Origin of the sequence: Lentzea kentuckyensis (genome assembly GCF_002150765.1) — a bacterium.
Lineage (GTDB): Bacteria > Actinomycetota > Actinomycetes > Mycobacteriales > Pseudonocardiaceae > Lentzea > Lentzea kentuckyensis.
Genome location: NZ_MUYM01000117.1, coordinates 1 through 15,148, shown reverse-complemented (window position 1 = coordinate 15,148; position 15,148 = coordinate 1). Strand labels below are relative to the sequence as shown.

Below are 15,148 nucleotides of genomic sequence, written 5' to 3'. Positions count from 1 at the left end.
TGCGAGCATGCCTCTTGTGGCGCGTCTCGGTTCCGGAATTCCGTTGGTCGCGCGCGACCGCGAGTTGAACCGGTTGCGCGCCATGCTCACGCAGGCCGGTGAGGGCACCGCGGGGGCGGTGTTGCTCGCCGGTGACGCGGGGGTCGGCAAGACGCGGCTGATGGACGAACTGGCCGCCGGCGCCGAGGACACGCTCGTCCTCATGGGACGGTGTCTGGACGCCGGCGAGACCGGGCTTCCCTACCTGCCGTTCGCCGAGGCACTCAGCTCGCTCAAGGACACCGCGAACCGGCCGGCGCTCGCGATGTTGCTGCCGCAGCTCGCGTTGCCGGCCGAACGCGAGCCCGGCACCGAGGGCATGATCGCACCGAGTCTGATCCCAGGACGCCGGCCCGAGCAGGACGTCGGACAGCTCCAGCTGTTCGACGCCGTGCTCGGGCTGCTCGGTGATCTCTCCGAACAGCAGCGGGTGCTGCTGGTCGTCGAGGACCTGCACTGGGCCGACGCGTCCACTCGGTACCTGTTGTCGTTCCTGTTGTCCCGCTTGCGTTCCCAGCGGCTGCTCGTCGTCTGCACCTACCGCGCGGACGACCTGCACCGCAGCCATCCGTTGCGCCCCTTGCTGTCCGAGCTGGTCCGGCTGCCCGCGGTGGAGCGCGTCGACCTCTCGCCGTTCAACGCGGCGGACGCCCGCAGGTTCGTCGAGGCGCTGTCCGACGACCTCCCGGAGGACGTCGTGCGGCAGGTCGCGGAACGAAGTGAGGGCAACGCGTTCTTCGCCGAGGAACTCATCGCCGTCGCCACCTGTGACGACCGGTCGCTGCCGTCCGCGCTGGCCGACGTGCTGCTCAGCCGGGTCGAACGGCTCAGTCCCGAAGCGCAGCACGTCGTCCGCGTCGCTTCGGTTCGCGGCCGCCGGGTCCGGCACGACCGGCTGCGCGAGGTCGCGGGCATGTCGGACGTCGAGCTCGACACGACGCTGCGCGAGCTGGTGCAGCACCACCTGCTGGTCGTGAACGAGGACGAGGTCTACGCGTTCCGCCACGCGTTGTTCAGGGAAGCCGTGTACGGCGATCTTCTGCCGGGCGAGCGGGTCAGGTTGCACGCCTCGTACGCGCACCACCTGGCCCAGCACCTCGACGAACGTGGCGCGGCCGCCGCGCTGGCCCACCACGCCTTCCAGAGCCACGATCTCCCGCAGGCCCTCAAGGCCTCGATCACGGCGTCCCGGGAGGCCGAACGCGCCGGTGCGCCCGCGGAGTCGTTGCGCTACCTGGAGAAGGCGCTCAACCTGTGGAACGCGGTCCCCGAGAAGGACCGTCCGTCCGATGTGGACGAATCGGTGCTGCTGCGCCGGGCCTCCTGGGTCGCGGGCACGGCCGGGCAGCCGGAACGCGCCGTCGCGTTCGCCCGCAGTGCCACCAAGGCGATCACCGCCGAGCAGACGCCGGAAGAGGCCGCCGAGGTGTGGCTGCGGCTGTCCCAGGCGCTGGCGATCCTGGACGGCAACGAGGAGGAGCACTTCGCGGTGCTCGGCAAGGCGCTCGACCTCGTCTACGACCGTGAACCGAGCCCCACCCGCGCCCGCGTGCTGGCCGGCAAGGCGTCGTCGCTGCGTCAGCAACGCGAGGACGCCGCCGCACGGGAAACCGCCGAGCTGGCGATCGCGGACGGCCGGCTCGCGAACGCTCCGGGTGCGGTCGCGGACGCGTTGGGCACGCTGGCCATCCTCGACGACCACGCGAGGCGTCCCGCCGACGCCAAGGCCAGCTTCGAGCGCGCGATCAAGAGCGCGCGCGAGGTCGGCGCGTTCAACAACGAGCTGAGGGCTTGGTACTACTACGGCCTGATGCACTACGACCAGGGCGAACTGGCCGAGGCGGCGCGCGTCTACAACGAGGCGGGCGACAGGGCCAAGGAGACCGGCCTGACCTGGAGCATGTTCGGGCTGGAGATCCGCATCCTGCAGGTGCTCGTGCACTACTACGTCGGCGACTGGGACTACGCGGCGTGGGCCAGCGAACCGCCCGGCATGTCCGTGTCGTCGACGGTGCTGGCCCGGCTCGCGGCCGCCAGCACGCATCTCACGGTCTCGCGCGGTGATCTGGCCGAGTCCGAGCGGATGATCACGAAGCTGCGCAGCGACTGGCACCGCGACATCCAGATCGCGCTGATCACCGGCGGTACCGGCGCGGAGCTCGCGGTGTGGCGCGGTCGTCCGGAACTGGCCGTCGAACGCGTCACGGACGCGTTGGAGTGGACGCGCAAGCTCGGCGGTCCGTGGATGCTCGCGGGCATCCGGATCGGCGCGATCGGCATCGCGGCGTACGCGGACGTCGCCGCGAAGGCACGGCGCAAGCGGGACGCGGAGGCGGAGCAGAACGCCGTCGCGAAGGGTCGCGAGCTCGCCGAGTACGTTCGGCTCACGGCCGAGAAGGGCAAGCCGCGCACCGGCGAACTCGGACCGGAAGGGCGGGCGTGGCTCGCCCGCGCCGAGGCCGAGGAGACCAGGCTGCGGGGTTCCGGCGACCCGGAGCTGTGGCAGCGGGCCGTCGACGGGTTCGGCTACGGGCTCGTCTTCGAGCAGGCGCTGTGCCGGTGGCGGCTCGCGGAGGCGTTGCTGGGAGCCGATCGCCGCGACGAAGCCGCCGAACAACTGCGTCTGGCCGACGAGGTGGCGACCCGGCTCAAGGCCGTGCCGCTGCAGGAAGCCGTGGCGTCGTGCGCCAAGCGGGCCCGCATCACGCTCCGGGCCGACGAACCCTCCAGGGAGCAGATCGACCTCTTCACCCCGCGCGAACGCGACGTGCTCGGGCTGGTGGCCTCCGGACGCACGAACCGCGAGGTCGGCGAGGAGCTGTACATCAGCGAGAAGACGGTTTCCGTGCACCTTTCCCGGATCATGGCCAAGCTGGGGGCGTCCCGGCGGGCGGAGGCCGTGGCCATCGCGTACGACCGGGGTCTGCTGGAATAGCCCTGGTTGTCATACCTCAGGCTGATGCTCAACGCGTCGCCGAGTTGATGTCCGCGTACTCAGCGAACTCATAGCTTCTTCCTCATCAAGGAACATCCCCTGTGAGGAAGGCGCACGACATGTCTGCACTGGTGTCCGAGGTCGGCACCCGGACCGCCGCGGCGGCCCACAACCTGGTGAAGGTCTACGGAAAGGGTGACACCGCGGTGCGGGCGCTCGACGGCATCAACGTCGCGTTCGAGGCCGGCCGGTTCACCGCGATCATGGGCCCGTCCGGTTCCGGCAAGTCCACGCTGATGCACTGCCTCGCGGGACTGGACACGGTGGACAGCGGCGCGATCCACATCGGACAGACCGAGATCACCAAGCTGGGCGACAAGGACCTGACCAAGCTGCGCCGCGACCGCGTCGGCTTCGTGTTCCAGGCCTTCAACCTGCTGCCGACGCTGACCGCCGAGCAGAACATCCTGCTGGGCCTGGAGCTCGCCGGCCGCAAGCCCGACAAGCAGTGGTTCGACACGATCGTCAACGTCCTCGGTCTGCGCGACCGCCTCACCCACCGTCCGACCGAGCTGTCCGGTGGCCAGCAGCAGCGCGTGGCGTGTGCCCGTGCGCTCGTCGCCCGTCCCGAGGTCATCTTCGCCGACGAGCCGACCGGCAACCTGGACTCCCGCAGCGGTGCCGAGGTCCTCGACTTCCTGCGCATGTCGGTCCGCAAGATGGGCCAGACCGTGATCATGGTGACGCACGACCCGGTGGCCGCGAGCTACGCGGACCGCGTGGTGCTGCTGGCCGACGGCCGCCTCGCGGGCGAGATCCACCAGCCCACCACCGAGTCCGTCGTCAACGCCCTCACGCACCTGGGGGCGTGAGCTAGATGCTGAAGACGATCCTCGCGGGCCTGCGTGCCCGCACGGCGCGGCTGGTGCTGTCCAGCATCGCCATCGCGCTCGGCGTCGCGTTCGTGACGGGCACGCTCGTGCTCGGCGACGCCGTCGAGGCCCAGACCAGGGACAACTTCGCCCGCAGCGCCCGCAACGTGGACGCGGCGGTGCACCTCGCGGACAACAGCTCCTCGGAGCAGATGCAGAACGGCATCCCGGCCGACGTGCTGCAGAAGGTCAAGTCCGCGCAGGGCGTCACGGGAGCCGACTCCCGTGAGTTCGGCAGCGCCGCACTGATCGGCAGCGACAACAAGGCGCGCAACGCGCTGGTGCAGCCGTTGCCGACCACCGAGAAGCTGCGGGACTTCAACCTCAAGGAAGGCAAGTTCCCGGGCAGGGCCGACGAGGCCGCGATCGACGTCAAGACCGCGCAGGTCGCCAAGCTCAAGGTCGGCGACAAGCTCAAGATGCTCGACAAGGACAACGCCGAGCACTCGTTCACCATCGTCGGTACCTACCAGCAGGGCGCCAGCAGCCTGTCCATGTCCGGCAGCGACCACGTCGTGCTCTCGCCGGAGGGGCTGCGCACGATCATCCCGGACCAGCGGATCTACGAGATCGTGGCCGTCGCCAAGGACGGCGTGACCCAGCAGCAGCTCGTCGACAACATCAACAAGGCCGTCGGCTCCGGCTACAAAGTGCAGACCGGCGAGCAGTTGACCAAGGAGACGCTGGAGCAGGTAGGTGACGCAGCCGGCGAGATCCGCACCTTTCTGCTCGCGTTCGCCGCGATCTCGCTCATCGTCGCGGGCATGGTCATCTACAACACCTTCACGATCCTCGTCGCCCAGCGCACGAAGGAACTCGCACTGTTGCGCTGCGTCGGTGCGGAACGCGGGCAGGTGTTCCGCAGCGTGCTCGCCGAAGCGGTCTTCATGGGTCTCGCGGCATCGGTGCTGGGCATCATCGGCGGCCTCGGCGTCTCGGCGGGCCTGCAGGCCCTCATCGGCACGGTCGGTGGCCCCGGCGGTGGCGGCGACGTCGAGATCCGCCTGCCGATCTCGTGGGTGACCATCGCCGCCGGCTTCGGCGTCGGTGTCGTCGTGACCGTGCTGTCGGCCGTGCTGCCGGCCCGCCGCGCCACGAAGGTCGCCCCGGTGGCCGCCCTGCGCTCGCAGCCGGACAGCCACGACGACGTCGCCCGCACCGGCAAGGTCCGGATCGTCATCGCGACGCTCATCGCGCTGATCGGTGGCGTCGCCGTCTACTTCGGCCTGCAGCAGGAGAAGGAAGAGCCGGCGATGTTCATCACCGGCGGCGCCACGATGGTGCTGCTGCTGGCGGTGCTGCTGCTCGGCCCTCTCTACGTACCGCTGGTGAACCGCCTGTTCGGCAAGGCGCTGCACGGTGTTCCGGCCAAGCTGGCCTCGGCCAACGCTGGCCGCAACCCGAAGCGCACCGCGGCCACGACGGCGGCGTTGATGATCGGCGTGACCATCGTCGCGATGGTGGCGGTCGTGGCCGGCAGTGGCCGCCAGACCATGAACGAGCAGGTCGACAAGAGGTTCCCGGCCGACTACGAGGTCAGCTCGAACGTCTACAGCCAGCCGCTCACGCAGAAGTTCGCCGATGACCTGGCGAAGGTGAAGAACGTCGCGAAGATCGCGCCGGAACTCAGCGTGTTCGGCGAGTCCGACAAGCTCAAGTACGGCGACGTCACCGGCTTCCCGCCCGACGCGATCGGCACGCTGGTGCGCCCGGAACTGGTCAGCGGAACGCTGACCGGCCTCAAGGACGGCGAGATCGCACTGCGCGAGCGGGACGCCAAGGATTCCGGTCTGTCGCTCGGGTCGACGCTGAAGATCAACGACAAGGACTTCAAGGTCGTCGCGTTGATCAAGGACAACAGCTACGGCGCGGGCATCGTGACGCTGACCTCGGCGCAGAGCGTGCTGAAGGAAGCGCCGAAGGGTTACCAGAAGCTGCTGGTCAAGCTCGCGCCGGGCACCGACATCACGGCCGCCCGCGCCGACCTGGAACGCGCCATCGCCACGTCGCCGGTCGCGGTGCTGAACTCCGCGGCGGAGACCAAGGCCGAGCTGAACTCGCAGATCGACCAGATCCTGCTGTTCATCTGGGCCCTCGTCGGCCTGGCGCTGATCATCGCCCTGTTCGGCATCGCGAACACGCTGACGCTGTCGGTGCTGGAGCGGACCCGCGAGTCGGCCCTGCTGCGGGCGCTGGGCCTGACCAGGGGCCAGCTGCGGCAGATGCTGGTGGTCGAGTCGATCCTGATGGCGCTGATCGGCGCGGTCGTGGGCGTCGCGCTCGGTGCCGGGTTCGGCTGGCTGCTGGTCGAGGCGATCTCCAACTCGGAGTTCCAGATCACCTTCTCCATCCCGTTCGGTCAGATCGGGATCATGCTCGGGCTGGCCGTGGTCGCGGCGATCATCGCGGCCGCGCTGCCCGCCCGGCGCGCGGCGAAGAACTCCGTGGTCGCGGGGATGGCGGAGGCGTAAAACACCCCGCCTGGCCCCCGGTGTCGGGGCCTGGGTCAGGCGGGTTCGGGAGTGCGGAAACAGGGGCCGCACGACCGGGGGATCGGTGGAGGTCCGGTGCCGTCGGGGCACCGGGCCTCCGCTGCGTTTTCCGCATCCCGAAATTTCCGGACGGCACGCGGGGGGCATTTCGTTCACTCCTGGTGCACGCGGGGGCCCCGCGTGCCAGCCCGGCAGGGGGGAGGGCGGAAGTTGGCGGAAAAATCTTCGGGGGCGCGCGTCACTTTTGGGGCGCGGGGCCCTCTACCTGGGGTGAGGGACGACCGGAGCGAGGGCCCGGTCGTCCCTCTTCGTCGTTTCCGGGGGTCTGCGGCCGAGTCGGCCGGGACGTGGTCGGATCCCGGTCCGGGTTTTTGTTGCCCGCCTCCACAAAGTTACGGAACGATGTCGACCGCTTGACACCCGCGCTTCTCCGGTTGAGTGTGAGAGCGCTCTCACAACAGTCAGCTGCGCCTGTGGCGCCGCCCGTCGAGGAGGACGGATGAGCAGAAGGCTGGTCGGCAGCGTCGCTGCGACCCTCGTGATGGTTCTGGCCGCAGGGTGCGGCGGGAGTTCCGAGGCCGACGGCAAGGTCGAGCTGTCGCTGGGCCTGTTCTCCGACTTCGGTTACGACAAGCTGATCGAGGAGTACCAGGCCTCGCACTCGAACATCAAGATCGAGCAGCGCAAGGTCAAGATGGAACAGCACAACACGCAGCTCGCGACGCAGCTCGCGGGTGGGCGTGGGGCGGCGGACATCGTCGCGCTCGAGGAGGGCGTGGTCTCGCAGTTCCGCGCCTCCAAGGACAAGTTCGTGAACCTCGCGGAGTACGGCGCCAAGGACCTCAAGGACCAGTGGGCCGGCTGGAAGTGGAACCAGGGCACCGCGGACGGCGGTGAGTTCGTGCTGGGGCTGGGCACGGACATGGGCAGCCTGGGGCTCTGCTACCGGCGCGACCTGTTCGAGGCGGCCGGTCTGCCGACGGACCGCGAGGCCGTCGCGAAGCTGTGGCCGACCTGGGCCGACTACGCGAAGGTCGCCGACCAGTTCACGGCCAAGACGCCGAACGTGAAGTTCGTCGACACCGGCCGCAACGTCTACAAGGCCATCCTCGACCAGACCGAGGAGGGCTACTTCGCGAAGGACGACTCCTACATCGCGGAGAAGAACGACAAGGTCAAGACGGCGTTCGACACGGCGGCGGCGCTCGGCACCAAGCAGCAGACCGGTGCGCTGGAGCCGTTCAGCCAGGACTGGAACGTCGCGCTGAAGCAGGGTTCGTTCGCCACCACCACGTGCCCGGCCTGGGCGCTCGCGCTGATCAAGGCGGGTGCCGGCGACGCGGCGGCCGGCAAGTGGGACGTGACGACGGCGCCCGGTGGCGGCGGCAACTGGGGTGGCTCGTTCCTCGCGATCCCCAAGCAGGGCAAGCACCCCAAGGAGGCCTACGAGCTGGCCAAGTGGCTGACGGCGCCCGAGCAGCAGAAGCGGATCTTCAAGGAGACCGGCAACCTGCCCAGCCAGCCGAAGGTCTACCAGGACGCCGAGGTCCAGGCCACGGTCAACGACTACTTCAACAAGGCTCCGGTGGGCAAGATCTTCGCGTCGTCCGCCGAGTCGCTGAAGCCGACCTACCGCGGCACGAAGGACTCGAAGGTCGGACCGGTGTTCGGCACCGCGCTGACCCGCGTCGAGCAGGGCAAGCAGCCCGCGGCTGACGCGTGGACGCAGGCGTTGAAGGAAGCGACGGACGCGGCCAAGTGACGGCGGTCCGCACCAAGGCCGAGGCGGCTCCGGCCGCCTCGGTTCCTTCTTCTCCGCAACCGAAGCGCCTCCGGCTGAACAGCTGGGACGCCAAGTACACGCCGTACCTGATCATCGCGCCGTTCTTCCTGGTGTTCGGGATCTTCGGGCTCTACCCGCTGGTGTACACGGCGTGGGTGTCGCTGCACGACTGGCAGCTGATCGACGGCGACCAGGGTTTCGTCGGTCTCGCCAACTACGTCGAGCTGTTCTCCGACACCAAGTTCTGGAACGCGCTGTTCAACACGCTGAGCCTGTTCGTGTTGTCGACGGTGCCGCAGCTGCTGGCCGCGCTCGGCCTGGCCGCGCTGCTCGACCGGGGACTGCGTGGACGAGCGTTCTGGCGCGCGGGCGTGCTGCTGCCCAACGTCATCTCGGTCGCCGCGGTGGCGCTGGTGTTCGCGCAGTTCTTCGGCCGCGACTTCGGCATCGTGAACTTCCTGCTCGGCTTCGTCGGGATCGACCCGATCGACTGGCGCGCCGAGACGTGGGCCTCGCACCTCGCGGTGTCCACAATGGTCATGTGGCGCTGGACCGGGTACAACGCGCTGCTCTACCTGGCGGCGATGCAGTCGGTGCCCAAGGACATGTACGAGTCGGCCACTTTGGACGGTGCGTCGCGCTGGCGGATGTTCTGGTCGATCACCGTGCCGTCGATCCGGCCGACGATCCTGTTCACCGTCGTCACCTCGACGATCGGCGGTCTGCAGCTGTTCGCCGAGCCCGCGTTGTTCGATCCCGGGTTCGCCGCCAACAACTCCACCGGCGGCTCCGACCGGCAGTTCCAGACGCTGGTGCTCTACATGTACGAGAAGGGCTTCCGGCTGTTCGACGCCGGGTACGCGGCCACCATCGCGTGGATGCTGTTCCTGGTCGTCCTGGTGGTCGCCGTCATCAACTTCACGCTGACCCGGCGCATCGCGGGCAAGGGGTGATCGCTCGATGAAGAACGCCAAGGCAGGTCCGCTGCTCTACGGGTTCCTGGTCGCCGTCCTGGTGGCCTCGGTGTTCCCGCTGTACTACTCGTTCATCGTGGCGTCGAAGGACAACTCGGTCCTCGGCGAGAAGGTGCCGCCGCTGGTCCCCGGCGGGAACCTGGTCGAGAACATCACCCGCGTCTTCGACACCGTCGACTTCTGGCTCGCCATGCAGAACTCGTTCATCGTGGCGGCGTCCGTGGCGATCTCGAACGTCGTGCTGGGCACGCTCGCGGGCTTCGCGTTCGCACGGCTGCGGTTCAAGGGCCGCGACTCGCTGTTCCTCGTGGTGCTCGGCACCGCGATGGTGCCGACGCAGCTCGGCGTGATCCCGCTGTACATGCTGATGTCCGACCTCGACTGGTACGGCACGCTGCAGGCGGTCATCGTGCCGGTGCTGATCGGGTCGTTCGCGGTGTTCTGGATGCGCCAGGCGTGCGAGGAGACCGTGCCGCACGAGCTGATCGAGGCCGCCCGCGTCGACGGGTGTTCGGTGCTGCGGACGTTCTGGCACGTCGGTTTCCCGGCGGTGCGGCCCCAGGCGGCGGTGCTCGGCATGTTCACGTTCATGACGGCGTGGAACGACTTCTTCTGGCCGTTGATCGTGCTGGATCCCAACGACAGCCCGACGGTTCAGGTGGCGCTCTCGACGCTGGCCAGCGGGTACTACACGGACTACTCGTTGATGCTCGCCGGAGCCTCCCTTGCAGTGCTGCCCGTGATTGCGATCTTCGTCCTGCTGTCGCGTCAGATCGTCGGCGGAATCATGCAGGGCGCGGTGAAGGGATGAGTGAATGACGACCGACTCGGACGTCTCCGGCGTCGAGGTCGAGCAGGAGGTGCTGACCTTCCCGCCGGACTTCCTGTGGGGAGCGGCGACCGCGGCGTTCCAGATCGAGGGCTCGACCACAGTGGACGGTCGTGGCGCCTCGATCTGGGACACGTTCGCGGCGACGCCCGGCAAGGTGCTGGCTGGCGACACGGGTGACCCGGCCTGCGACCACTACAACCGGTACGAGTCCGATGTGGACCTGATGGCCTCGCTGGGGCTGGCGTCGTACCGGTTCTCCGTGGCGTGGCCCCGGATCCAGCCGAGCGGCAGCGGACCGGTCGAGGAGCGCGGGCTCGCGTTCTACGACCGGCTGGTGGACTCGTTGCTGGAGAAGGACATCCAGCCGCTGGTCACGCTGTACCACTGGGACCTGCCGCAGGTCCTGGAGGACTTCGGTGGCTGGCGCAACCGCGACACGGCCTACCGCTTCGCCGATTATGCCGCCCTCGTGCATGAACGGCTGGGTGACCGGGTGCAGGCCTGGACCACGCTGAACGAGCCGTGGGTGTCCGCGTTCCTGGGCTACGGCAACGGAATCCACGCGCCGGGCATCACCGACGCGGTGGCGTCCCTGGAGGCGGCGCACCACCTGCTGCTGGCCCACGGCCTCGCCACCCAGGCGTTGCGCGCGCAGGCACCGGAGTCGCACCGGCTGTCGATCGTGCTCAACTTCAGCACCGTCTGGGGCGACGATCCCGAGGCCGTGCGGAAGGTCGACGGGCTGCAGAACCGCATCCTGCTCGACCCGATCTGCGGCCGCGGTTACCCCTTGGACGTCCTCCAGGACACCACCTGGCTGGGTGACTGGACGAACGTGGTCCGCGACGGGGACATGGAGACCATCGCGACCCCGATCGACTGGATCGGCGTGAACTACTACAACCCGACCAGGGTCGCGCCCGCCGACCCCGACTTCGTGCCGGCCGGGCCGCACGCGGGGCTGCGCGGGGTCACCCTGCAGCCGCCGCAGGGTGAGCTGACCGGGTTCGGGTGGGAGCAGAACGCCGACGCGTTCACGGAGTTGCTGATCCGGTTGTCGCGCGACGCCGGCGGGGTGCCGCTGGTGGTCACGGAGAACGGGTCCGCGTTCCCGGACGTCGTGGACCCGATGGGACGCGTGGTCGACGTCGAGCGGACCCGCTATCTGGTGGACCACGTGCGCGCGGTGCACCGGGCGATCTCCGAGGGCGCCGACGTCCGCGGCTACCTGGCGTGGTCGCTGCTCGACAACTTCGAATGGGCGGCCGGGTACTCGCAGCGGTTCGGGATCGTGCACGTCGACTTCGAGACGCAGCGGCGCACGGTGAAGGAAAGCGCGGTCACGTTGTCCCGGATCATCGGGCAGAACGGACTTCCCGCGCACGGCTACACCGTTTAGCCGAAGAGACGGGCCGAGGGGGCCTTGGCACTCTCACCTGCGGATACAGCTGTGCCGCAGGTGAGAGCGCTCTCTTGACTAACGCCTGCGCAGGACCCTCGGGTCGGCGTGCAGGTTCTCGGCGAGCTTGATGGTGATGAACTCGTTGTTGTCCGGCTTGCCAGGGGTGCGGCCCGACGACGACGGGAAGTTGTTGTCGTTGAGCACCGCGAGCGTGCGGTCGTCGAGGATCGTGACGTCCTCGATCGTGACGAACGGGAACTTGAACGGGTCCGCGAACCCGCCGACGTGCTTCGGGTTCGCGACGTTGAGCAGGTCGGCGACCATCGTCTTGTCGAGCTTGCCGTCCTTGTCCTTGTCCCGCTTGTCCGCGAGGTAGACGCGCTTGACGACGGCGTCGACGCCCTGGGCGCTGTCACGTTCGACGATCAACAGCCGGTTGGCGTCGACCGCGATGGCGTCACCGATCGCGAAGTTCGGGTCCTCCAGCTGGTAGCGCCACGTCTTGCCGGTGAAGGTGTTGCTCGCGATGTCGAACTCGTTGAGCCGCAGCGTGCCCGGCGTGTCACCGGCGACGGTGCCCTCCAGCAGCGCGTTGATCGTCTTGCCGTCGGGGGACAGCGTGATGCCCTCGAACCCCTTGCTGCCGCCCAGGTTGGGGTTGCCGGCGGGATTCTCCGGGGCGCGCACGCCCGGCAGCGGTACCGGTGGTGCCATCAGGCGGCCGGCCCGGTCGAAGTGCAGCAGGTAGGGACCGAACTCGTCACCCATCCAGTAGGTGCCGTCGGCGCCCCTGGTGACCGACTCGATGTCGATGTCCGCACCGGTGATCACCCGGTCCGGCCTCGTCAGCGGGAACGGGATGTGGCTGTTCGGGTCGGTGAGCGTGATGCCGCCGACGACGTCGACGGCGCCGGTCTTGAAGTTCGGCGCGATGCGGTTGATGCGGAGCAGCCAGTCCGCGCTGTTGGCCTTGGTGCCGTAGCCGTTGTCGGAGATGGCGTCGAACGTGCCGTCGCTGTTGCGGACGAGCCCGCTGAAGCCCTGGATCGGCTGGTCGGCGAACGGCGGCGTGACCCCGTTGATCGGGGCGGTCCCCAGTGCCGCGCCGCTCGGTTCGCTGCCGGGCAGGTAGGTCTCCGCCGGGAGAAAGGCGAAGTTCGTCAGGGTGGCCTGCCCGGGAGCCTTCCTACTCGCCCCTTCCGGAGCGGCGGCGATGGGCGTGGCCAGCGCGGTGACGGTGAGCAGGGTGAGGCCTGCGGCCAGAGTTCTCCTCATGGGGCGACCCTATGTCGATCGTTTTACCCGTGGTTCGTCTCGCGGCAACAAGCTCCGTGAACTCTTGACGCATGACGACGACCTGGCGCATGCGCTTCGAACTCAGCGACAGCCCCGGCGCGCTCGCCCGCGTCACCGTCCGGCTGGCCGCGGCCGACTGCAACGTGCTCGCGTTGCAGGTGATCCCCGTTCCCGGCGGAGTGCTCGACGAGATCGTCGTGCGGGCGGGCGAGGGCGTGCTGCCCGCCGACCTCGTCGAGGCGGTGCGCAGCGAGGGCGGCAAACGCGTCGGGATCACCGGCGCCGACATGAGGGATCTCGTGGACGAGCCGACGGCGGCGTTGCGCGCGGCCAGGATGATGCTCGCCGATCCGGACCAGACCGCGGAGGCGTTGCGGCTGGTGCTGGCCGCCGACTCGGTGACCCGCGGCGAGGCGGCGGACGACCAGGTCCAGTTGGGAGATCTGGTGGCGAGGCGCGGCTGGGCCCGGTTCACCCAGGTCGAACTCGCGCGTGCGCAGGCGTTGCTCGACCTCGCGGAAGCACCGGCGCCGGCGATGCGCGGAATGCTCAGCGATGACGGCGTGGCCCTGGTTCTGCGCCCCGGCACCGGCGAGGACGAGGACGCCGTCGCCGGCCTGCACACCCGCTGTTCCATGAAGACGTTGTTCAACCGCTACCACTCCGGCATGCGCACGGTGCCCCGCCGGTGGCTGCACCGCCTGCTCAACCCGCCGCGCGGTACCACGATCCTCGCCCAGTGCGCGGACCAGGTGGTCGCGCTCGGCCAGCTCATCCACACCGGCACACCGGACTGCGCGGAGGTCTCGCTGCTCGTCGAGGACGCGTGGCAGCGCCGTGGCGTGGGCGCGGCACTGCTCGGCGCACTGGCCTCCGACGCCCGCGCCGCCGGCTACACCGAGTTGGTGGCGTGGTGCCTGCCGGCGGAGAACGCTCTGGTCCGGACAGCCGCGCGGGCGGGCCTGGAGACCACGACACGCCGGGAGGACGGCCTGCTGCGGGTGTCGATCATGCCGGGCGGGCATGCGCTGAAGACGCCAGTTGCGACAGCAACGGCCGAAAAAACACGATGAACAGCGCGGAAACACTCCTCGGAGATCGCTTGCGGCTAAGCTGACCGCCGACTCAAAGGTTTTCATCGAGGAGTTGGTGGTGCTCGTGTCCAACCACGCGCGTCCGACGTTGGAGGACGTGGCCGCGAGGGCTGGGGTCAGCCGCGCCACGGCGTCGCGAGTGCTGAACGCGTCGCCGCGCGTCAGCCCCGAGGCACTGGAGGCCGTCAACGCCGCCGTGCACGCCCTGGGCTACCAGCCGAACCGCGCCGCCCGCGCCCTCGTCACCCGCCGCACCGGCGCCGTCGCGGTGGTGTTCTCCGAGCCGGAACCCAAGATCTTCGACGACCCGCACTTCGCCCGCCTGATCCGCGCCGGCGCCCGCGCGCTGGCCGACGTCGACGTGCAGATGGTCCTCATGCTGGTGCACTCGCCGGACGACCAGGCGCGCGCACACCGGTTCCTCGCCGGCGGCCACGTCGACGGCGCCCTGGTGTTCGCGCCGCACCGCAACGACGAACTCGTGTCGATCGTGAAGAAGCTGCCGCTGCCGGTGGTGTACGCCGGCAAGCCGTGGGGGTCGTTGCGGGGGATGCACCTCGTGGACAACGACAACGAGGGTGGCGCGGTTCTCGCCACCGAGCACTTGAAGTCGCTTGGACGGCGGAAGATCGTGCACGTTTCCGGGCCGTTGGACGAGCTGTCCGCCATTGATCGGTTGAACGGGTTCAAGTCGGCCTTGTCGTTGGACGACAAGGGGGCTGCTCGGGTTACCGAGGATGGTGGGTTCACCCGGGAGGGTGGGCGTAAGGCGATGTCCGTGTTGTTGTCTCGGGTGCCTGGGTTGGATGCTGTTTTTGTGGCTTCTGACTTGATGGCTGCTGGGGCTTTGGAGACTTTGCACGAGGCTGGGCGGCGGGTGCCTGAGGATGTTGCTGTGGTCGGGTTTGACGACCACGTGAGCATTGCTGAGCACACTTCGCCTACGTTGACTTCGGTGCGGCAGGACTCTGATGAGCAGGTCAAGCACATGGTCGAGCACCTGATGAAGCTGCTTCGGGATGAGACTGTCAAGAGCAAGAAGCAGATGCTGCCTACTGTGTTGGTTCGGCGCGAGTCGGCTTGATCGCTGCTGGGGGCGCGACCGGGCGGGTGGTCACCGTGCGGGCGGCGACCATGCGGTTGCGTGCTTCCCCTGGTTGTCGATGGCGTGTGCAAGTACCACCAACCCAACATCAACAAGCACTTTGCTACTACCAACTGGCCTCGTCGATCCCGCCGCCACACCGCGCCCGGCCCAGACATATTCGGCAACTGTCGACCATGTTGGGTGTAGTTGGCGGCGATTTGATCAAGAGTTGGTGGTACTTGCAGACGCCCATCAGCGGAAATGACTTGGCCCGCCAATCTG

General features: G+C 68.6%; 10 protein-coding genes. 9 read left to right on the top strand and 1 reads right to left on the bottom strand.

Going from position 1 to position 15,148, the window contains the following annotated elements; all coding sequences use genetic code 11:
* The first annotated feature begins 7 nt into the window (after nt 1-7).
* The 7 genes from B0F77_RS39870 to B0F77_RS39840 all read left to right on the top strand — a co-directional run bounded on the left by B0F77_RS39870 (nt 8) and on the right by B0F77_RS39840 (nt 11,386).
* The gene (locus B0F77_RS39870; protein ID WP_086668249.1) at nt 8-2,974 is read left to right on the top strand and encodes a helix-turn-helix transcriptional regulator; all 2,967 of its coding nucleotides are present in this window, start codon (nt 8-10) and stop codon (nt 2,972-2,974) included.
* Nucleotides 2,975-3,093: 119 nt separating this feature from the next.
* Entirely contained in the window at nt 3,094-3,846 is a 753-nt protein-coding gene (locus tag B0F77_RS39865) for an ABC transporter ATP-binding protein (protein ID WP_086668265.1), read from the top strand.
* A 5-nt stretch (nt 3,847-3,851) separates the two neighbouring features.
* Nucleotides 3,852-6,377 carry an ABC transporter permease gene (locus B0F77_RS39860; protein WP_086668248.1) on the top strand — a complete coding sequence of 842 codons (2,526 nt, stop codon included), beginning with the start codon at nt 3,852-3,854 and terminating at the stop codon, nt 6,375-6,377.
* Between the two features lie 520 nt (nt 6,378-6,897).
* A complete protein-coding gene (locus tag B0F77_RS39855) occupies nt 6,898-8,160 on the top strand; it encodes an ABC transporter substrate-binding protein (protein WP_086668247.1) in 1,263 nt (420 codons plus the stop codon).
* Entirely contained in the window at nt 8,157-9,134 is a 978-nt protein-coding gene (locus B0F77_RS39850; RefSeq protein ID WP_425435788.1) for a carbohydrate ABC transporter permease, read from the top strand. The genes B0F77_RS39855 and B0F77_RS39850 overlap by 4 nt, the downstream gene beginning before the upstream one ends.
* Before the next feature lie 7 nt (nt 9,135-9,141).
* Nucleotides 9,142-9,966 (top strand): carbohydrate ABC transporter permease, encoded by an 825-nt coding sequence (locus tag B0F77_RS39845; protein ID WP_086668246.1) that lies wholly within the window; start codon nt 9,142-9,144, stop codon nt 9,964-9,966.
* 4 nt (nt 9,967-9,970) lie between these two features.
* Entirely contained in the window at nt 9,971-11,386 is a 1,416-nt protein-coding gene (locus tag B0F77_RS39840; protein ID WP_086668245.1) for a GH1 family beta-glucosidase, read from the top strand.
* 78 nt (nt 11,387-11,464) lie between these two features.
* On the opposite strand, the gene B0F77_RS39835 is transcribed toward B0F77_RS39840, so the two are convergent.
* Nucleotides 11,465-12,664 (bottom strand): esterase-like activity of phytase family protein, encoded by a 1,200-nt coding sequence (locus tag B0F77_RS39835; protein ID WP_086668244.1) that lies wholly within the window; start codon nt 12,662-12,664, stop codon nt 11,465-11,467.
* Between the two features lie 71 nt (nt 12,665-12,735).
* Here B0F77_RS39835 and B0F77_RS39830 point away from each other — a divergent pair, with 71 nt between their 5' ends.
* Nucleotides 12,736-13,758 (top strand): GNAT family N-acetyltransferase, encoded by a 1,023-nt coding sequence (locus B0F77_RS39830; RefSeq protein WP_143467169.1) that lies wholly within the window; start codon nt 12,736-12,738, stop codon nt 13,756-13,758.
* A 79-nt stretch (nt 13,759-13,837) separates the two neighbouring features.
* A complete protein-coding gene (locus B0F77_RS39825) occupies nt 13,838-14,863 on the top strand; it encodes a LacI family DNA-binding transcriptional regulator (RefSeq protein ID WP_086668263.1) in 1,026 nt (341 codons plus the stop codon).
* Nucleotides 14,864-15,148: the final 285 nt, after the last annotated feature.

Excerpts from the sequence above, each read along its gene's own strand:
- B0F77_RS39865 (WP_086668265.1), top strand. The coding sequence starts at position 3,094 with ATGTCTGCACTGGTGTCCGAGGTCGGCACCCGGACCGCCGCGGCGGCC.
- B0F77_RS39830 (WP_143467169.1), top strand. The coding sequence starts at position 12,736 with ATGACGACGACCTGGCGCATGCGCTTCGAACTCAGCGACAGCCCCGGC.
- B0F77_RS39860 (WP_086668248.1), top strand. The coding sequence starts at position 3,852 with ATGCTGAAGACGATCCTCGCGGGCCTGCGTGCCCGCACGGCGCGGCTG.
- B0F77_RS39855 (WP_086668247.1), top strand. The coding sequence starts at position 6,898 with ATGAGCAGAAGGCTGGTCGGCAGCGTCGCTGCGACCCTCGTGATGGTT.
- B0F77_RS39840 (WP_086668245.1), top strand. The coding sequence starts at position 9,971 with ATGACGACCGACTCGGACGTCTCCGGCGTCGAGGTCGAGCAGGAGGTG.
- B0F77_RS39835 (WP_086668244.1), bottom strand. The coding sequence starts at position 12,664 with ATGAGGAGAACTCTGGCCGCAGGCCTCACCCTGCTCACCGTCACCGCG.
- B0F77_RS39845 (WP_086668246.1), top strand. The coding sequence starts at position 9,142 with ATGAAGAACGCCAAGGCAGGTCCGCTGCTCTACGGGTTCCTGGTCGCC.
- B0F77_RS39870 (WP_086668249.1), top strand. The coding sequence starts at position 8 with ATGCCTCTTGTGGCGCGTCTCGGTTCCGGAATTCCGTTGGTCGCGCGC.